Source organism: Clostridium sp. (assembly GCF_036643715.1).
Lineage (GTDB): Bacteria > Bacillota > Clostridia > Clostridiales > Clostridiaceae > Clostridium.
Window position 1 is genome coordinate 55,786 of record NZ_JAVXRL010000007.1, and the last position, 18,837, is coordinate 74,622.

The following is an 18,837-nucleotide window of genomic DNA, read 5'->3' on the forward strand; positions in this document are numbered from 1 at the left end:
TTATTCCATTGGTTTTGTAGTGAATAGTCTCTTGTTTAAAATTTCCAGTTTTTATTAAATATTCATTTAATTGTATTCTATTTTACTTTAAATATTCCTCTTAATCAAATCCATAAAGTTGTTATTTAGTTGAATATTCAGAATTTTCGGATCTATGCTCTTAATCTCTGCGATTTTCTCTATAATATCCTTTATGTAATCTGATCTATTTCTCTTACCTCTGTTTGGAACTGGAGCCATATATGGTGCATCAGTTTCTACAAGCATTCTATCTAATGGTATCTCTTTTGCAACCTCAACTATTTTCTTAGAATTTTTAAAAGTTATTACTCCTGTAAATCCAATATAGTATCCAAGTTTAATACATTCTTTAGCGAATTCAACACTGCCTGAGAAGCAATGTACAATACCCTTTACTTCTGGGAATTCTTTTAGTATATCAAGAGTATCTTTATGAGCATCTCTATCATGAATTATTATTGGCAAGTTAAGTTCTTGTGCCATTTTCATATGAGCTCTTAAATTCTCCTTTTGAACTTCTTTTTCCGGATTCTCATCCCAGTAATAATCTAATCCTGTTTCCCCTACAGCAACTATTTTATCATTAGCTTTAATCATCTCTTTTATCTCAGCTAATCTCTCCTCTGTCATTTCGTCAGCATTTTCAGGATGTATTCCAAGTGCACCAAATATAAAGTCATATTTCTTTGTAATTTCATCAACTTTTTTATTGCTTTCATAAGATGATGCACAGTCTAAAATTCCTATAACTCCATTCTCTTTTAATTCATTAATAACTTCATCTCTATCTAAGTCATACTCCTCTGCATCATAGTGTGCATGTGTATCAAATATCTTATATTTTTGTTCCATATCTTCATCCTACCTCTTTAATTAATTTTTCATATATATTATTATACATTATAAGCACTCTGCACAAAATATATACAGTAAGAGAGGATGTGGATTCATGTCACAAATTGACAATATTAATATTTTAAAGTCCTGTATATTGTTTAAAAATTTTAATGAAGATATTTTAAAATCTTTACTAGAAAATTCTTATTCTTCTATTAGAAATTACTCTAAGGAAGAAACAATATTTTTTCAAATGGATACGTGTGATAATTTAAGTATTGTTCTAAACGGAACTATAGAAATACAACAAAATAATGAGAATGGCAATGTGTTAGTTGTAACAAGCCTTGTTAAAGGAAATATGTTTGGAGAAAACCTTTTATTCGGAGATAAAAACGTCTATCCAATGGATGTTGTAAGCAAGGATAATAGCACTGTTCTTCATATAAATAAAACCTTAGTTACATCTTTGCTTCAGACTAACCAAGATTTTTTAGTAGCATTTCTTAAACTATTGTCAAACAAGGCTATGTTACTAAGTAAAAAGTTAAGACAAGTAACTTCAAAATCATTAAAATCTATGATTTGTGAGTTCTTGTTAAATGAATATAAAAAACAAAAAAGTGCCAAGATCGAGCTTAATATGACAAAGCAAGCTTTGGCTGATACTTTTGGTGTACAAAGACCCTCATTATCTAGAGAACTTATGAAAATGAAGAGTGAAAACATTATAGATTTCGACAGAAAAACCATTACAATAGTCGATTTTGATGAAATAAAAACCTATTAATCCTTTTTATGGTTTATTTAATTTTTATATTATTATCTATTAATATTTTATTATGTTTTTTGACACATAAATGACATATTAATAATGTATCATTTAAATTGTAAAGTAGTTAAAGCATTATTATTTACCCCTTATAACCATCTTAATTGATTGGTTACCTAGAATATCTCGTCCCCCTATTGTAGATATTCTAGGTTTTTTTTATATTTTTTTATCTTTTAAAAGTCTTATTTCATCATTAAGATTTTTCCTATCTATCATTCTAAATAACGGTCTATAAAACACCTTTTTAGGGAATCTTTCAATCGTAATAAAACTCCATATACTTTTATTTGCTCCAAATTCCTCTTTTATTCTTTTAGCCGTTTTAGGCATAAAAGGCTCTAACATATTTGCTATATTTATTAATGTAATTACTGAACATTTTTTCTTTTTATTTTCTTCCTTAATTAATGCAAATATTTCTTTTAATGCATCTTTAAAATTACCGTCTTCTATCTTGTCAGAAAGATCGAAATACATATTTAGAAGTTTATCTTTTTCTCCTTCATTAATCGATTCTTGTCTTAAATTTGATACAGTATTTCTATATAAGAGGTCTAATTCTGATACTAAATCATAATTATTAGCATTTATGAAATTCTTCCACTTAAAATCTGTATCATTATCTTCTGGTCCATTTAAAATTAAATAATATCTTATTGTATCAACATCATATCTTTTGCATATATCATCAACCCAAATTGCCCAATTCTTATTAGTAGAGAAATCTTTACCTTCAAGTTTTAAATGCTCGCTAGACATTACGCTTAAATTCACCTTATCAAAACCAAGTGCTGAAAGAAGTCCTGGGAAAATTATTGTATGGAATGGAATATTATCTTTTCCATGAACTAAATAAACCTTTCCTTCCTCATCATTAAAGTAGTCATCTATAGTTTCATCCTTATTAATTAAGCAACTATTCGTTGCAGTAATATATCCCATAAGAGCTTCAATCCAAACGAATATTTTTTTGTTTTCAAATCCTTCTAAAGGAACATCAACACCCCAATCAATTTCCTTTGTTACTGATTTATCTCTAAGACCTTCTTCAATATATTTTTTAGTTATATTTAAAGCATTTTCTCTCCAGCCTTGTTGTTTTACGAATATTTTTTTCACATCATTTTCAAATTTCGAAAGTGAAAAATATAATTCCTTGTCAGTTCCTTCATATATATAGTCTTTTTTGTAAAGCTCTTTTATCAGCCTCATTACTTCCTTTTTATGGTAGTAAGTGTGTGTACTAGTAAATAAATCAAAAGAGAAATTTAACTTATTAAAACATTCAACAAATTCTTTATGATACTTATCTAAAACTTTTTTTGGAGTAGTATTCTCTTCTATCGCTTTCATAGTAACTGGTCTTCCATGTGCATCACTTCCTGATATAAATAAAACATTATCTCCCATCATTCTATGATACCTTGCAAGTATATCTCCAGGTAAAAGCGTTGCTATTCTTCCTAAATGAAGCTTCCCATTTGCATATGGCCAAGCATTTCCTACAATTATATTCATAATAAACCTCATCTTTAATTCTCAAATTTTATACAAAAGGAAGCCAACTTAAAGTTTTAAGTCGACTTCCTCTTTAGTTTATATATTTATATTAAATTATCTAACTTCGCTTCCAGTATCTAAATCTCCTGGATTAACTAGGTTTAGTATACTATCATCATCATTTGATGCTGCAAGTATCATACCTTGTGATAATTCGCCTCTTAACTTAACTGGCTTAAGGTTAGCAACAAGAACAACGTTCTTTCCGATAAGATCTTCTGGTTTATAGTGTTTTGCTATTCCAGAAACCACTTGTCTAATCTCTCCACCTAAATCTACCTTTAGTTTAAGTAATTTGTTTGCTTTTTTAATTGGCTCACATTCTAATACTTTAACTACTCTTAAGTCTAGCTTTTCGAAGTCTTCTATTGTTATTTCTTCTTTTATTGGCTTCATTTCTTTAACTTCTTTTTCTTTCATAGCTTCCATTTGAGCTTTTCTAAGTTCTTCAAGTTCAGCTAATCTCTTCTCAACATCAATTCTTGGGAATAAGCTATCTCCCTTTTTAACTGTTGTTCCTGAAGCTGTTCCGTCAAATCCTTCTAATGATGCCCAATCTTTAGCTGTTATAGCTAACTGCTCGTTAATCTTTTCAGCTGTTGTTGGTAAAAATGATGAAATTAAAACTGATGTAAATCTTAAGCTTTCAGCTAAGTTATAAAGTACAGTTCCAAGTCTATCTTTCTTTTCCTCATCCTTAGCTAATATCCAAGGAGTTGTTTCATCAATATACTTATTAGCTCTTCCAACTAATTCGAATATATATTCTAACGCGTCTGGAAGTTTAAGAGCATTTATTGCATCTTCAACTTTCTTTGGAGTTTCAAGTGCAAGATTTATAAGCTCATCATCAACTGCTTCTTTATCAAGTGGTGCTGGAATTACTCCATCAAAGTACTTTTCTACCATTGCAACTGTTCTTGAAAGTAAATTTCCAAGGTCATTACAAAGATCTGAATTAATCTTCTTAATGAATATTTCATTATTGAATAATCCATCTGCTCCAAATGGTATTTCTCTTAATAAATAGTATCTAACAGCATCAACACCGAAGTTTTCAACAAGTGTAACTGGGTCTACTACGTTACCCTTTGACTTACTCATCTTTCCTCCATCAACTAATAACCATCCATGACCGAATATTTTCTTTGGTAATGGTAAGTCAAGTGCCATTAACATTATTGGCCAGTATATTGTATGGAATCTTAATATATCTTTACCTATAAGGTGAACATCTGCAGGCCAGTATTTATCGAATAATTCAGTATTATTACTTCCATAACCTAATGCAGTTATATAGTTTGATAATGCATCTATCCATACATAAACAACATGCTTTTCATCAAATGTTACTGGAACTCCCCAGTTAAAGCTAGTTCTTGAAACACAAAGGTCTTGTAGTCCTGGCTTTAAGAAGTTATTAATCATTTCATTCTTTCTTGATTCTGGTTGTATGAAATCTGGATTTTCTTCAATATACTTAATTAATCTGTCAGCATATTTACTCATCTTGAAGAAGTATGCTTCTTCTTTTGATGTTTCAACTGGTCTTCCACAGTCTGGGCAATTTCCGTCAACTAATTGACTTTCTGTCCAGAATGATTCACATGGAGTACAGTATAAACCTTCATATGAGCTCTTATAAATGTCTCCTTGATCGTATAATTTCTTGAATATTTTTTGAACCGCTTCAATATGATAATCATCAGTTGTTCTTATGAACTTATCATAGCTTATGTCCATCATCTTCCAAAGATCTTTTATTCCTGCAACAATTTCATTAACATGTTCTATTGGCTGAATGCCTTTTTCTTCCGCTATTCTTTGGATCTTTTGACCATGCTCATCAGTTCCTGTTAAGAACATAACATCATATCCTGTTAATCTTTTGAATCTTGAAATTGCATCTGCTGCAACTGTTGTGTAAGTGTTACCTATATGTAGTTTTGTTGATGGATAGTATATAGGTGTTGTAATGTAATATGGTTTTTTACACATTGTAAAGTCCTCCTTCATATTTCATAGTAATACATAGTATATCACTTATTTTTACTTATTAAAAAAACCTCTATGCAATATAATACTGCATAGAGGCGTTAATTACGCGTTACCACTCTATTTCTTTCTTACTTCTCAATAAGAAACTCATTAGGTTACATTTAATAACCTTGCAATATAACGGTTGCACCCGTGCTTCCCTATCTATAAATATAAAGGTCGAGAAACCTGCTCCAAGGCCATCTTCATAAAATCAAATACCACTAACTTTCAGCAAAATATTAGCTCTCTTTAGATATTTTCTTTTATTACTCTTCTTTTCATAGCATTTCCATTTTAAATATATAATATTCTATATACTTTTATATGTCAATTAATATTTAAATTCATTAATTTTTCATTATGAATACACTTCTAGTATCTACTATTATATATTCTGTATGCTATAATAGTGTATTATAATAATTAATTGTAGGAGGAAACTCGTATGAAGTTAAACGTACATAGGATAGGCCTTCGTAATATAAAGACAGCATTAGCAGTAGCTATATGCATGGTAATATTTCAAGTTATGGGAAGAGAAAATGCTTTTTACGCTTGTATCGCAGCAGTTATTTGCATGAAAGATACTGTATCAAGTTCATTTTCAATGGGTAAAAATAGACTTATAGGAACTATAATTGGTGCTCTATTTGGATTATGTATAATATATATTATGATTAAATTACCATTTCTATATGATTACAACGCTTTTGTAACTGGACTCGGAATAGTTTTTGTTATATATACATGTAATTTATTTAATAAGCCTGGTTCTGTAACCATTGCCTGCATAGTACTTATTGGTATAATGATTAATTATAGTGGCCCTCAATCTTATGCTTATGCAGTTGGAAGAAGTATTGATACTGCAATAGGAATAATTGTTGCGATTTTAATTAATAAATATTTTAATCCACCTGAAGAATCAGAAGAAGAAAATTGAATATTTATATATTTTAGATAGTCACATTTGTGGCTATCTTTTTTTGTTCTATTTTTATTAACTTTTTATTAACTTTTTGTTTACTTTTGGTTGTCATTTAAATAAAATGAATATGTGTACTTAGTAAGGGGGTTAATTTTTTTATGAAATGCAAAGATATTTATTTAGTTTTTTCTTATACAGGCTCTAATTTATCTAATTTTATAAAGCTTGTAACTAGCGATAACTATACTCACGTATCATTAAGTTTAGATGATACTTTTACTGAAATGTACTCATTCGGAAGAAAGGTTCCAACTAACCCTTTTATTGCAGGATTAGTTAAGGAAAATCTCTATGATGGTACTTTTAAATTATTCAATAAAAGCAAATGCTTAATATATAAAGTTAAAATTACAGAAAACCAGTTTATTAGTTTAAAAAAAGACTTGGACAACCATTTTTCAAAGAAAGATATTTACAGATATAATTTTTTAGGCCTTTTACTAGTTAATTTCAAATTTCCTTACAAGCGTAGCAATTATTATTTCTGTTCTCAGTTTGTGGCCGAGCTACTTATCAATAATGAGATATTTTCTTCTGAGAAAAAACCTGAATTTATAAAACCTAGTGATATTCAATCAATAGGTCATGATGATATATTATATGAAGGATTAGTAACTAATTTTTCAGTATAACTAAAATAAAACTCCCATTAACTTAATGGGAGTTTTATTTTTTATATTTCTTTAGTCTCTTCTTTTAAAAATTCTATTTCTTCTTTATTTAATAATGGGCTTAATGTATTAAATACCCCTTTATGATAATCATTTATCCAACTTCTTTCTTCTTCATTTAATAATGAAACTTCTATTCCTTTTAAGTCTATAGGACATAAAGAAATAACTTGGAATTTATAAAATTCTCCAAACTCTTTTGAAGACTCATCCTCTATAACAACCATTGTATTTTCAGTTCTTATTCCATGCATGCCTTCTCTATAAATACCTGGCTCATTAGTTAAAATCATTCCTGGTTCTAATGCTATATCATTTGGGATAGGACTTATTCTTTGAGGTCCTTCATGAACATTCAAGAAGAATCCAACTCCATGTCCTGTACCACATTTATAGTCTATTCCCTCTTTCCATAAAGGTTCTCTTGCCTTTATATCAAGATTTGATCCACTAGTTCCTTTTAAAAACTTAGTAATACTTAAGTTTATGTGGCCTTTCAATACTAGAGTAAAGTCTCTTTTTTCCTCTTCTGTAAGATCCCCAAGTACTATTGTTCTTGTAATGTCAGTTGTTCCATCTAAATATTGACCACCTGAATCTATAAGTAAGAATCCTTTCTTATCTAACTTATAATCACTTTCTTTAGTTGGGAAGTAGTGCATCATAGCACCATGCTCTTTATGCCCTGCTATTGTATCAAAGCTAATTCCTTTAAATAACTCTCCAAAGCTTCTAAATTCAGTTAACTTTTCTGAAGCTGATATTTCACTTATTTCACTTGTGCCTAAATTTTCTTTAAGCCACTTAATGAATTTAACCATTGCTATACCATCTCTTATTTGGCATTTTTTCAAATTTTCTATTTCAACATTATTCTTAACTGCTTTAAGACTCGTTGTTATATTAGTATCTTCTATTACTTTAACCTTTTTATCTATACTTTCATAAATGAATGCACTAATTCTTTCTGGGTCTATAAGTACACTCTCTTTAAGTTTACTTATACCTTCATATATTTTATCGTAATCTTTAACTTCAATTCCTTCATCATTTAAAGACTTTAATATATCATTACTTATTTTATCCTTATCTACATAAAGATACGCCTTATTCAAAGTAACAATCCCATAGCTCATAACAACTGGGTTACAATGAATATCATTTCCCCTTATGTTATAAAGCCATGCTATATCATCTAATGATGAAATTATATAATTTAGTGCTTCTTTTTTCTTCATATATTTTCTTACTTCTTCTATCTTTTCTTTTGCACTTTTACCACAATACTTTACATTATGTAAAAATACATTTTCTTTAGGCAAGTTTGGTCTATCTTCCCATATTACATCAATTAAGTCTTCATCTAATTTAATGTTTACTGACTTTTCATCTGCTATACTTTTAATTTCTTTATATTGAAGAAGTGAAATTACTTTACCATCAAAGGCTATAGTCTCACCTTCTTTAATATTTTCAAATAGCCATTCTTCTAATGTTTGCCACCCTGGTATTCTCATCTTATACATCTTTATATTTGATCCTTCAAGTTCTTTTTCAGCTTGTATAAAATATCTTCCATCAGTCCACAGAATACCTTCATTTAACCCAATTAATACTGTTCCTGCAGAACCTGTAAATCCTGATATATAAGCTCTTCCTTTATAATAATCACTTACATATTCACTTTGATGAGCATCTGAACTTGGAATAATTACATAATCTACGCCCTTTTTCTTCATCTCATTTCTTAAAGAGTCTATTCTTTCAACTATTCTCATATATACCGCCTCCTATTTTCTATATTTTTACATACATAAAGGCTTATAGTAAAGTCTTTTTTTATTTTTTATTAAGAAAGGAGTAGTAAAAACTACTCCTCGTAAAATTCTTCTACATCTATTATATTGCTCTCTCCCTCTATAAAGTCATCGATCATTTTTGGAATTTTAAGATTCAACTTATAATTTTTATAAGAAGCTTCAATCCTTGTACCATCACTATTTGGAAGATAAAACTCTCTCCTATAATCTCCTCCATATTGCATTATAACCATATTGCCATATGAACCATTTGAAAATGTCTGAGTATTATTAACATTTAAGTAAACATAATCGTCTTTATAATCAATTTTTAAATCCTTTCTTTTTACACCATTAAATATTCCTTCTATTATATATGCGTCATCCTCTTCCCTCATAGAAACATTTATATCGCTGCTATTATTTTCTTCAGTTAACATTTCATTTAATATACTATCTATTATTCCACTATCATTTATAAGGTTAGTAAAATTAAATATACTTGAGAAAAAACCATTATTATTGCTCAAATTATTATTATTCATTGTCTACTCCTAGAATATTTCTTCTATTTACATTCTATTAGTACATACCTTAATTTGATACATAAAAAGGGATTGTTTTTAAACAATCCCCTTTTTTTATTTAAGCTTCTTCTACGTTATCAACTGGCTTTCCAATAAATCTTACAGCTACTGCAAGCAATGCAATGGCTACTGGAAGTATTATATAAACTGGAACATTAAGTCCAGCTGGAATGTATCCAAGTAAAATTGTAGCTCCTGCTACAAATATTGCATACCACATCTGAGTCTTGACGTGTTCAATATGATCACACCCAGCTCCCATTGAGGAGAGTATCGTAGTATCTGATATTGGGGAGCAATGATCTCCAAATATAGCACCTGTTAAAACTGCACTTGTACTTAAAACAATGTATCCCATATCAGGTGATATTGAATAAGCAAGTGGTATTGCAAGTGGCATTAATATTCCCATTGTTCCATAAGCTGTTCCTGTTGCAAATGATATTACTGCACCAAGTAAGAAAATTATACTTGGAAGAAGGAATGCCGGTATAGAATCTGATAATAAAGTTACTAAATACTTAGCTGTTCCTAAGTCCTTTATAACTGAACTTAATGACCATGCAAGAAGTAGTATAACTCCTGTGATTATAAGTCCTTTCATACCATCAATCCATACTTCTACTGCTTCTGAAACAGTGAATATCTTCTTTCCTACAGCCATTGCAATTGCAACTATTGAAGCAAATACTGCTGATTGGAAAAGTGCTGTTGAAGCATCTGCTGAGCTAAATGTTTGTTGAATTGCTTCAAAAGAAAATGGTGAATTAGTAAGTACACCTTGAATTATTGTATCTTCTCCTGCCATTATAGCTGTGTATCCGCTGTAATAAAAACTTACAAGTGCTGATACAATAAGTGTTCCAATTGGAATTATTGCATTCCAAACACTTAGCTTAACTCCTTCTTTAACGTCCATTTCTTCACTTGTTGTTATACTTTCAAGTTCTGATTTTTTATCTGCAATTCCTTTTCTAGCTCTTATTTCTGCTTTTCTCATAGGACCGAAATCTCTAAGCATAAGAGTTGTTATAACAACGAAAGCAAGTATTAAAATATTATAAAATCTAAAAGGTATTGTATCTAAGAATACACCAAAAGCATCAACTTCCATACCTATTTGAGTAAATGAATCTTTTATAAGTCCAACTTCAAGTCCTATCCAAGTTGAGATTATTGCAAGCCCAGCAATTGGCGCTGCTGTTGCATCAATTATAAATGCTAATCTTTCTCTTGAAACTTTTAACTTATCTGCAACTGGCTTCATTATAGGACCAACTATTAAAGAGTTAGCGTAATCATCAAAGAATACTAATAATCCTAAGAACCAAGTTACCATTTGAGCACTTCTTGGAGTTTTAGCTCTCTTAGCTAAAGCTTCTGCTATAGCCTTAGCACCACCCATTTTTGAAACTAAGTTTATAACTCCTCCTATTGCTAATACTTGAAGAATAATACCAGCATTCCATGGATCTGCTAGTGAGTTTAAAACTCTTTGAATAAAATCTAAAAATGCTTGAATTAATGCACTAAAAGCATTTTGATCAACTATTTGAAGCATAAAGCATCCTGATAAAGCTCCAATAAATAGTGATACAACAACATTCTTCGTTATGAATGCTAAAATAATTGCAACTAGTGGTGGAATTATAGTCCAAAGACCGAATTTCTCTGCATTTACAGTTCCAGGATCAACCTCCGCTGCAAATGCCATAGTCGTCATACAAAGTGTAAGTATAACTGTAAGTAATAATACCAAATAATTTCTGTTTCTTTTCATGTATAAAACCCCCTTAAAAATTTTGTGAATGTTTAAGGTTCGTTTTTTGCTAAAAAACAAAAAAGAACCTTGAGATAGCACTCAAGGTTCTACATATTCGTAAAATCCGCTTGAATGATAGCTCACCACAAAGTTACTTTGCGACAGTCTTATGAATATTATTCATAAACCCAGGATTATAACTTCAAAGCATTAGTTATATCCTTCGGCGATATTTCCTTTCCTACCACTTCACTGTGCTTAACTCAGTGATAGTACTCTTAAAGATCGCGCCTCTATCTCTTCCTATTATTCACTTTTTATATTACTGTGATTATACAGTTATTTGAAAATACTGTCAATACATTTTTGAGAAATTTCTCTTATTTTTATTGATGATTTTTCATAAATCCCTCTATTTCACTAACACTTTTAATCATATTTCTAGTAAGAACTTCATTTCCATCAGCTGTTATTAAAACATCATCTTCTATTCTTACACCAATATTCTCTTCACTTATATATATGCCTGGCTCTACAGTATATACCATTCCAGGTTCTAAAACTGTATCTCTACCTGGGTTATCTATATCATGTGTATCAAGACCTAAACTGTGTCCGATGCTGTGCCAGTAATACTTTGTAACCTCTTCTTTATCTTTAATTATTCCAAGTTTTACGCACTCTTCGCCAATCCATTCTCTTGATAATCTATTTATTTCTAAGAAATTAACTCCAGGTTTTAAACTTCTTATAACTCTTTCATTAACTCTTAGAACTGCTTCATACACTTCTTTTTGTCTGTCTGTAAATTTTCCGCTTACAGGGAATGTTCTTGAAATATCTCCATTATAATAGTTAACTTGAGCTCCTAAATCAAAGAGAATTAAATCTCCATCTTTTGCCTCACAGTTGTTATCTACATAATGAAGAATTGTTGCATTTTTACCTGCTGCTGCAATTGTCTTAAATGCATAATCACAAACTCCCCTTCTTTTACATTCAAATTCAAAGTAAGCTTCAAGCTCATATTCCTTCATTCCCGGCTTAATATTTTTCATTATTGATTCAACACCTTTAATTGTTATATCAATAGCCTTTTGCATTTCTCTTACTTCACCTGGACTTTTCACAAGTCTTAAAGGTGCCATTAATGGGAATATATTTTTTATATTTACATGTGGGTATTTATTTCTTAACTTCTTACAAAATGTACTGCTTAAAGTAGGTAAACTATCAAATTCGTCCCTCTCTAAATCAAGGTATAATGTAAGATCTTCACTCTCATTTAATAACTTATTTAAGAATGCTCTAAACTCTCCTAAATACGCTACATCATCTATTCCATTTATATCAAATACTTCTTCTTTTCTTATTGTTTTACCATGCCACTTTTCTTTTTCTTCGTCTGTTTCTTTTATAAACATTTTAGCAGTTAGCTCACCCTTTTTCTTGAAAAGAACTAACATATGATCTTCTTCATTAATTCCTGTTAAATAATAAAAATTTCTATTTGGAGTAAATTCATACTTCTCATCTGCAGTTTTCTTTGGCGCAACGCCTGCAAAAAGTATTACTACAGAATCATCCTTCATCTTTTCTCTAAGTCTTTCTCTATTTAATTTGAAAACTTCTTTATCCATATCTATCTTCCTCCTAAAAAATTCTATTCAACAGCTAATACTCTAACTTTTATAACATCTTCAACTTCACTCATTCTATATAGAAACTTTTTAACATCTCCTTTTATCTTTGATACATCTAACGTTATAGTTACATTAGCTGTCATGTTTATAGGTATGTCTTGATTTATAGTTAATATATTTAACTTTCTTGTTGCTATAAAGTCTAATACTCTTGATAATGCACCAGACTTATGTGCTAATAATAACACTATTGTTATCTTTTTACTATTGACGCCCTCTGCCATAGGATGTATTGAATCTTTGTATTTATAATAAGTACTTCTACTTATACCAACTTTCTTTACTCCCTCTGAAATGTCTTTGACCTTTCCTGTATGTATTAATTCTTTAACTTCCATAACTTTATAAAATATCTCTGGAAGTACTGCCTCATTTACTACATAGAACTTTTCTTCTGACATATAAATCTCCCCCTTTATTTTGTGCACAAATAATATAATGTGTTTTTAATAGAAACCTTTATTACTTACCTACTTCTAAAATTGTTTCGTATTATCCCCAATTTTACACTTATTACTTGTTATTCTTTACTTTTTGCCTATTTCCTCTTCCTATCTCTTCTTTATGATAAATAAATGGACTTTATTCACGATATATATATATAATAACATACAAAAGACACTTGTGCACGAAGGGAGAACATGAAAATGAAAAATTTAGGTTTAATTCCAAAGTTAATAATAGCAATTATATTAGGTCTACTCATCGGAACATTTATGCCAAAAGGAGTTGTTAGTGTACTAGCTACTTTTAACTCAATTTTTGGTAACTTTTTAGGATTTATAATTCCACTTATTATATTAGGATTTGTTGTTTGTGGTATTGCAGACCTTGGTGGTGCTGCTGGTAAGATGCTTGGACTTACAACAGTTTTAGCTTACGGCTCAACACTTATTGCTGGATTTTTAGCATTCTTTGTTTCATCTAGTATATTCCCAAAGTTTATTACTGCTTCACTATCTTTTAATGCAAATAATCCTGAGGAAAATTTACTTCCTCCTCTTTTTAAAGTTGATATGCCACCTGTTATGTCTGTAATGACTGCATTAATATTAGCTTTCTTATTAGGACTTGGTATTGCTTCAATAAAAGGTAAAACATTATATGATATGTGTTTTGAATTTCAAGAAATAATTCAAAAGGTTATAAAAAATATTATTATCCCACTTATTCCATTACACATATTAGGTATATTTGCTAACATGACTTATGCTGGAGAAGTTAAAAGTATATTCTCTGTATTTTGGAAAGTATTTTTAGTAATAATCTTATTACATTTTATAATGTTATTATTTCAATTTTCTGTAGCTAGTATGTCTAGCAAAAAGAATTTATTTACTCTTTTAAAAAATCAGATTCCTGGATATTTAACTGCACTTGGTACTCAATCTTCTGCTGCAACTATTCCTGTTAACCTTGATGTTGCAAAAAATAATGGTGTATCAAAAGGGGTCCGTGAATTCGTCGTTCCTTTATGTGCAACAATCCACTTATCAGGTAGTACTATTACTCTTACTTGCTGTGCTATAGCTGTTATGCTTTTAAATGGGATGCCTTTCTCATTTACTACATTTGCAGGATTTATAGCAATGCTTGGTATAACAATGGTTGCAGCTCCTGGTGTACCTGGTGGCGCTGTTATGGCAGCACTTGGTGTACTTCAATCAAACCTTGGATTTAATGAAGCTCAATTAGCATTAATGATTGCTTTATATATTGCTCAAGACAGTTTCGGTACTGCTTGTAATGTATCTGGTGATAATGCAATTGCATTAATTGTTGATAAATTTAAGTTTAAAACTAAGAAAGAGACTGTTTAAACAGTCTCTTTCTTAGTTTATATTCTTTTATATACTTCAGGTCCCTTTTTCACTAATAATTTATATATTAAAAATGTTATAACCGAAATAACTACTATATTAACTACAAATAAAAGTAGTAAATTTGGAATTTTTGTATATATAACTGTTAATGCGCCTCCTATTGCAAAGAATAATCCCATTAAAATAAGTGGCTTAAAATTCTTGTTAAATAAAGCTTTCTCATCTTCCCAATTAATTGATGGAGATGAATAATCTAAAAATACTCCAACAACAGAAACCATAATTATTGTTAATACTTGAATTATTAAGCTCATAATAAACGTAACTGCTGATGCCTTTATATATATTAATATTGCAACTCCCATTAAGAGCGCAATACAATTTATAACTGAGGATGATAATATTTTTGATTTTATTTGAGTCTTATAACTAACAGGAATATACTTTGATACAATTAAATTCTTACCTTCTCTACTTAAGCAAGTAGTTGCTGCACTTCCACCCACTATTGAGAATGCTATAACTAACATTGTTCCTGAAATTATCATATTACTATTTACATTTCCAACAAACTCAGAGAAGTCATTTCCTATAAATGCAACACCCATTATTAATGGAAAGTATAGAAGCATTACTATACAATTCATAAAGAAAGTTGGTGTTCTAAATATCATCTTTATATCTTTAACTGCTAATGTTACCATTGGGGATTTCTCTTTTATATAATCTTTATCTTCTTCTAATATATTTTTTCTTTTACCTACTGACTCTGCCATTCCAACTACACTTTTATAGTATAGCTTGTCTCCGATATAATAAAGTGCATATACAAGAATGGCTAAAGATACAATTAATATTATTAAACTAAGTATCCCCTTTAACCCTCCACTATAAATTAAGGCATTAGCCCCTAAAGTGTTAGTGAAAAATATTCCGTTTATTCCATCCATCAAACCGTTATTTTTAGAAATTAAACTAGTCATTTCTTCATGGCTTGGACCTCTATTTGCAAAGAAATTTATTCCTACGATAAATGCTATTGATATAACACCTGATATTGTCCTAAACATATCTTTATGCTTTGATAAATTAGTAAATCTCATTATTATTAATGAGATTAATAAACATAACATTAATGGCAAAATTGGATTTGCTATTATAACAACTATAGCAAATATATAATATAGGAATCCTGCCTTTGATACTACTCCATAAGCCATTAACGGCACTACGATTATAATAGTATAGACATACATATTTATTAAAGTCACTATGAATTTACCAAGCATTATTTCGCTCATTTTAAAAGGCATTGGCATTAATATTTCTATGTCTTCTGAGAAGAAAAAGACATTAAGTACAGTGTATATTCCCATAAGAAGTGTTGTTAAACTTCCTAATAGCAATATAAGTGAAAGAAGGTATCCATCTTGATTAATTGCCTTAAAAGAATCATAACTCATAGTTACAGTCATACTTATTGGTATTGATAGTACAAACATTAAAAATATCATAAGTAATATCATTAATGTACCTGACATCTTATTATTAAACATCTCTTCTAAGGAATTTTTTAAGAAAAATTTAGTTGCTATTTTAGTCCTATTCATTGCCTGTCATCTCCAAGAACATTTCTTCTAAAGATTCACTCTCTTTAAATTCTTCTCTCATCTCATTTAATGTTCCAACAAATATTAATTTACCTTTATTTATTATTCCAACTCTATCACATACTTTCTCTGCAACTTCTAATACGTGAGTTGAAAAAAGTACTGTATTTCCTTCATCTGCATGTTCTCTCATCATCTCTTTTAATATAAATGCTGACTTTGGATCTAATCCTGTAAGTGGTTCATCTAATATCCAAACTTTCGGCTTATGGATTAGAACTCCCATTATAATAGCCTTTTGCCTCATACCATGTGAGTAACTTTGAATTTTATCTCCTAATGCTTTCTCCATTTCAAATCTTACAGCTAATTCATTAATTCTAGCTAGTCTATCTTCCTTTGAAACTCCATAAACATCCGCCATAAAATTCAAATATTCAATTCCTGTAAATCTTAAAAACATATCTGGACTATCTGGTACATAACCAAATTGTTCTTTTGCCTTTACTGGACTTACTGATATATCTAACTCATTAATTACTACATTACCCTCTGTTATCTCTGATATTCCAGTAACCATCTTAATTGTTGTAGTCTTTCCTGCTCCATTTGGACCTAAAAGACCAAAAATTTCTCCATCTTTAATTTGTAAAGTAACATTATCTACAGCTTTGAACTCTTTGTTATACATTTTTGTAACATTATTAATATTAATCAAGCTATCGCCTCCCCTATTTAAATAAATAGTACCATAGGGAGATTCTATTTACAATAACATCCAATTAACAACTATAACAGCTGTAATTACAGCTGTTATATCTGCAATTATAGCCGCCCATAATGTATGTCTTATCTTCTTTATATTAGCTGCCCCAAAGTATACAGTTATTGTATAAAATATAGTTTCTGTCGTTCCCATTATTACTGATGCAACAAGCCCTATAAATGTATCTGCTCCATATGTTTTAATTATATCTGTAAACATTCCAATTGCTCCACTTCCTGATATAGGTTTAATAAGTACAAGTGGTACAACTTCCTCTGGTAACCCTATAGCATTAGACATTGGTGATACTAATTTATTTACTAAATCTAAAAGATTTGCATTTTTAAATATTTGAACTGCAACTAACATTGCTAACAGGCAAGGAAATATTCTAAGACAAACTTTAAGTCCATCTTTTGCCCCTTCAACAAACCATTCATAAACTTTTCTTCCCTTTATCATTCCATAACCTAAAATTAAAACTACAATTATAGGAATAATACTCTTTGTAATATTAAAAAGCATCTTTATCTCCTCCTAAAAATATCTTTGCAGTATTTTGCAGCACATTATACCTACTGCCGCTGCTACTGTTGTTGATATTATTGCAGGTACGATTATTATCCCTGGATTTATTGACCCTGATGCTGCTCTTATTGAGATTATAGTAGTCGGGACAAGCTGTATACAAGCTGCATTCATTACAAGAAATAAGGACATATCATTTGAAGCTATACTACTTCCTTTATTTAATCTATCCATCTCCTCCATTGCTTTTATTCCAAATGGAGTTGCTGCATTTGATAATCCCATCATATTAGCAGTTAAGTTCATAACTATTGCACCAAGTGCTTTCTCATCTTTTGCTGCATCTTTAAATAGCTTCTTTAATATAGGTCTTAATGCTTTTGCTAATATTTGTGTAAGTCCACTCTTTTCTGCAACTTTCATAACACCACACCAAAAACACATTATTCCAGCAAGTTCAATAACAAATGTAACTGTGTTGCCACTTCCTGATACAATAGCTTCTGTTATTTTGTCTGCATTACCTGTAATTAATGCAAATATAATTCCAAAAAATATCATGGCAAACCAAATATAATTAATCATTCTATCCTCCATAAAATAAGTACTGTTAACATTTAAATATATGCCTTGCACTAGGCTTTTAGTAGTGATAGGATAAATATATAAGGGAGTTTTTTAATACTCCTACATAACTAAAGGTACATTAAAGGAGACAATCATATGAGAGAAGAAAACCTTAAATTAGCTCAACAAGACATTGAAGAAGCTTTAAGAACAGTAGAAGATTTAGAAAAAGGTATCGATGAAGATGCTATATCAAAAGATGATATAAAAGAAAAATTTGTATCATTAAGTGATAAACTTCAAAAATTAGAAAATATCTTAAAAACAGAAGGTATTTTATAAAATTTAAGATTTAGAAAATTTAAGAAGCTTATTTTGTAAGCTTCTTTTGTTTATTTTTACTTAGGAGGAGATTTTTATGAGAGTTGTTAAAAGAGATAATGAAGTTGTTCCATTTGACTTTGGAAAATTAAAAAAGAGTATCGAAGGTGCATTTATGGATGCAAATTATTCTTATACTGAATCTGATTTACAGTTAGTTTCTGAAGCTACAGAGGATATATTAAAAGATATTACTAAAGATTGCAGAGCTGCATCTTATAAAGAAGTAATTGATTCATGTTCTAAGGCATTAAAAAATAATGGGTTTACTTCAATTGAAAAAGCATACAAAAAGATATATATAACTGATAAATAAAAAAATAGAGTTCCATTATAAAATGGAACTCTATTTTTTATAT

At 29.7% G+C, this 18,837-nt stretch carries 18 protein-coding genes, 1 riboswitch and 1 other annotated feature; of the genes, 6 read left to right on the forward strand and 12 right to left on the reverse strand.

The window, feature by feature from the left end; translation table 11 throughout:
* Positions 1–87: 87 nt before the first annotated feature.
* The gene (locus RSF37_RS03785; RefSeq protein WP_332563057.1) at positions 88–873 is read right to left on the reverse strand and encodes a TatD family hydrolase; all 786 of its coding nucleotides are present in this window, start codon (positions 871–873) and stop codon (positions 88–90) included.
* A gap of 97 nt (positions 874–970) precedes the next feature.
* Between RSF37_RS03785 and RSF37_RS03790 the strand changes: the two genes are divergently transcribed.
* On the forward strand, positions 971–1,648 hold the full coding sequence (locus tag RSF37_RS03790) for a Crp/Fnr family transcriptional regulator (protein WP_332563058.1): 678 nt from the start codon (positions 971–973) through the stop codon (positions 1,646–1,648).
* Between the two features lie 201 nt (positions 1,649–1,849).
* Here the strand turns inward: RSF37_RS03790 and RSF37_RS03795 are convergent, their stop codons facing one another.
* The gene (locus RSF37_RS03795) at positions 1,850–3,211 is read right to left on the reverse strand and encodes a methionine--tRNA ligase (RefSeq protein ID WP_332563059.1); all 1,362 of its coding nucleotides are present in this window, start codon (positions 3,209–3,211) and stop codon (positions 1,850–1,852) included.
* A 96-nt stretch (positions 3,212–3,307) separates the two neighbouring features.
* Positions 3,308–5,251 (reverse strand): methionine--tRNA ligase, encoded by a 1,944-nt coding sequence (gene metG, locus RSF37_RS03800; protein WP_332563060.1) that lies wholly within the window; start codon positions 5,249–5,251, stop codon positions 3,308–3,310.
* Positions 5,252–5,339: 88 nt separating this feature from the next.
* Positions 5,340–5,584, reverse strand: a binding site (T-box leader).
* A 154-nt stretch (positions 5,585–5,738) separates the two neighbouring features.
* Here metG and RSF37_RS03805 point away from each other — a divergent pair.
* Both RSF37_RS03805 and RSF37_RS03810 read left to right on the forward strand, forming a co-directional pair.
* On the forward strand, positions 5,739–6,236 hold the full coding sequence (locus tag RSF37_RS03805; RefSeq protein WP_332563061.1) for an FUSC family protein: 498 nt from the start codon (positions 5,739–5,741) through the stop codon (positions 6,234–6,236).
* Between the two features lie 143 nt (positions 6,237–6,379).
* On the forward strand, positions 6,380–6,913 hold the full coding sequence (locus RSF37_RS03810) for a hypothetical protein (RefSeq protein ID WP_332563062.1): 534 nt from the start codon (positions 6,380–6,382) through the stop codon (positions 6,911–6,913).
* 41 nt (positions 6,914–6,954) lie between these two features.
* Here RSF37_RS03810 and RSF37_RS03815 read toward each other — a convergent pair whose 3' ends face one another.
* The 5 genes from RSF37_RS03815 to RSF37_RS03835 form a co-directional block, all read right to left on the reverse strand.
* On the reverse strand, positions 6,955–8,730 hold the full coding sequence (locus tag RSF37_RS03815) for an aminopeptidase P family protein (RefSeq protein ID WP_332563063.1): 1,776 nt from the start codon (positions 8,728–8,730) through the stop codon (positions 6,955–6,957).
* A 92-nt stretch (positions 8,731–8,822) separates the two neighbouring features.
* Positions 8,823–9,296 carry an Hsp20 family protein gene (locus RSF37_RS03820; protein WP_332563064.1) on the reverse strand — a complete coding sequence of 158 codons (474 nt, stop codon included), beginning with the start codon at positions 9,294–9,296 and terminating at the stop codon, positions 8,823–8,825.
* Between the two features lie 100 nt (positions 9,297–9,396).
* On the reverse strand, positions 9,397–11,118 hold the full coding sequence (locus tag RSF37_RS03825) for a Na+/H+ antiporter NhaC family protein (RefSeq protein WP_332563065.1): 1,722 nt from the start codon (positions 11,116–11,118) through the stop codon (positions 9,397–9,399).
* Positions 11,119–11,228: 110 nt separating this feature from the next.
* Positions 11,229–11,404: riboswitch (Lysine riboswitch) on the reverse strand.
* An 82-nt stretch (positions 11,405–11,486) separates the two neighbouring features.
* On the reverse strand, positions 11,487–12,740 hold the full coding sequence (locus tag RSF37_RS03830) for an aminopeptidase P family protein (protein WP_332563066.1): 1,254 nt from the start codon (positions 12,738–12,740) through the stop codon (positions 11,487–11,489).
* 23 nt (positions 12,741–12,763) lie between these two features.
* A complete protein-coding gene (locus RSF37_RS03835) occupies positions 12,764–13,204 on the reverse strand; it encodes an ACT domain-containing protein (protein WP_332563067.1) in 441 nt (146 codons plus the stop codon).
* Positions 13,205–13,450: 246 nt separating this feature from the next.
* Here RSF37_RS03835 and RSF37_RS03840 point away from each other — a divergent pair, with 246 nt between their 5' ends.
* Positions 13,451–14,623, forward strand: a complete 1,173-nt coding sequence (locus tag RSF37_RS03840; RefSeq protein ID WP_332563068.1) for a dicarboxylate/amino acid:cation symporter — start codon at positions 13,451–13,453, stop codon at positions 14,621–14,623.
* 17 nt (positions 14,624–14,640) lie between these two features.
* Here RSF37_RS03840 and RSF37_RS03845 read toward each other — a convergent pair whose 3' ends face one another.
* Genes RSF37_RS03845 through RSF37_RS03860 form a run of 4 tightly spaced genes read right to left on the reverse strand, consistent with a single transcriptional unit; the run spans position 14,641 to position 18,115 of the window.
* Positions 14,641–16,236: a putative ABC transporter permease subunit gene (locus tag RSF37_RS03845; RefSeq protein ID WP_332563069.1), complete on the reverse strand. Its 1,596-nt coding sequence runs from the start codon at positions 16,234–16,236 to the stop codon at positions 14,641–14,643.
* Positions 16,229–16,954, reverse strand: a complete 726-nt coding sequence (locus tag RSF37_RS03850; RefSeq protein ID WP_332563070.1) for an ABC transporter ATP-binding protein — start codon at positions 16,952–16,954, stop codon at positions 16,229–16,231. Before RSF37_RS03850 ends, RSF37_RS03845 begins: the two co-directional genes overlap by 8 nt.
* Positions 16,955–17,002: 48 nt before the next feature.
* Positions 17,003–17,527 (reverse strand): spore maturation protein, encoded by a 525-nt coding sequence (locus tag RSF37_RS03855; protein WP_332563071.1) that lies wholly within the window; start codon positions 17,525–17,527, stop codon positions 17,003–17,005.
* 12 nt (positions 17,528–17,539) lie between these two features.
* Positions 17,540–18,115, reverse strand: a complete 576-nt coding sequence (locus RSF37_RS03860) for a nucleoside recognition domain-containing protein (RefSeq protein WP_332563072.1) — start codon at positions 18,113–18,115, stop codon at positions 17,540–17,542.
* A 138-nt stretch (positions 18,116–18,253) separates the two neighbouring features.
* Here RSF37_RS03860 and RSF37_RS03865 point away from each other — a divergent pair, with 138 nt between their 5' ends.
* Together RSF37_RS03865 and RSF37_RS03870 are read left to right on the forward strand one after the other, a co-directional pair.
* Complete coding sequence (locus RSF37_RS03865) at positions 18,254–18,439, forward strand: hypothetical protein (RefSeq protein ID WP_332563073.1); 186 nt, start codon at positions 18,254–18,256, stop codon at positions 18,437–18,439.
* A gap of 76 nt (positions 18,440–18,515) precedes the next feature.
* The gene (locus RSF37_RS03870; RefSeq protein WP_332563074.1) at positions 18,516–18,794 is read left to right on the forward strand and encodes an ATP cone domain-containing protein; all 279 of its coding nucleotides are present in this window, start codon (positions 18,516–18,518) and stop codon (positions 18,792–18,794) included.
* Positions 18,795–18,837: the final 43 nt, after the last annotated feature.

What these genes read in the sequence shown, in the direction of transcription:
- RSF37_RS03785 (WP_332563057.1), bottom strand. Translation starts at nt 873, where the DNA reads ATGGAACAAAAATATAAGATATTTGATACACATGCACACTATGATGCA.
- RSF37_RS03790 (WP_332563058.1), top strand. Translation starts at nt 971, where the DNA reads ATGTCACAAATTGACAATATTAATATTTTAAAGTCCTGTATATTGTTT.
- RSF37_RS03795 (WP_332563059.1), bottom strand. Translation starts at nt 3,211, where the DNA reads ATGAATATAATTGTAGGAAATGCTTGGCCATATGCAAATGGGAAGCTT.
- metG (WP_332563060.1), bottom strand. Translation starts at nt 5,251, where the DNA reads ATGTGTAAAAAACCATATTACATTACAACACCTATATACTATCCATCA.
- RSF37_RS03805 (WP_332563061.1), top strand. Translation starts at nt 5,739, where the DNA reads ATGAAGTTAAACGTACATAGGATAGGCCTTCGTAATATAAAGACAGCA.
- RSF37_RS03810 (WP_332563062.1), top strand. Translation starts at nt 6,380, where the DNA reads ATGAAATGCAAAGATATTTATTTAGTTTTTTCTTATACAGGCTCTAAT.
- RSF37_RS03815 (WP_332563063.1), bottom strand. Translation starts at nt 8,730, where the DNA reads ATGAGAATAGTTGAAAGAATAGACTCTTTAAGAAATGAGATGAAGAAA.
- RSF37_RS03820 (WP_332563064.1), bottom strand. Translation starts at nt 9,296, where the DNA reads ATGAATAATAATAATTTGAGCAATAATAATGGTTTTTTCTCAAGTATA.
- RSF37_RS03825 (WP_332563065.1), bottom strand. Translation starts at nt 11,118, where the DNA reads ATGAAAAGAAACAGAAATTATTTGGTATTATTACTTACAGTTATACTT.
- RSF37_RS03830 (WP_332563066.1), bottom strand. Translation starts at nt 12,740, where the DNA reads ATGGATAAAGAAGTTTTCAAATTAAATAGAGAAAGACTTAGAGAAAAG.
- RSF37_RS03835 (WP_332563067.1), bottom strand. Translation starts at nt 13,204, where the DNA reads ATGTCAGAAGAAAAGTTCTATGTAGTAAATGAGGCAGTACTTCCAGAG.
- RSF37_RS03840 (WP_332563068.1), top strand. Translation starts at nt 13,451, where the DNA reads ATGAAAAATTTAGGTTTAATTCCAAAGTTAATAATAGCAATTATATTA.
- RSF37_RS03845 (WP_332563069.1), bottom strand. Translation starts at nt 16,236, where the DNA reads ATGAATAGGACTAAAATAGCAACTAAATTTTTCTTAAAAAATTCCTTA.
- RSF37_RS03855 (WP_332563071.1), bottom strand. Translation starts at nt 17,527, where the DNA reads ATGCTTTTTAATATTACAAAGAGTATTATTCCTATAATTGTAGTTTTA.
- RSF37_RS03860 (WP_332563072.1), bottom strand. Translation starts at nt 18,115, where the DNA reads ATGATTAATTATATTTGGTTTGCCATGATATTTTTTGGAATTATATTT.
- RSF37_RS03865 (WP_332563073.1), top strand. Translation starts at nt 18,254, where the DNA reads ATGAGAGAAGAAAACCTTAAATTAGCTCAACAAGACATTGAAGAAGCT.
- RSF37_RS03870 (WP_332563074.1), top strand. Translation starts at nt 18,516, where the DNA reads ATGAGAGTTGTTAAAAGAGATAATGAAGTTGTTCCATTTGACTTTGGA.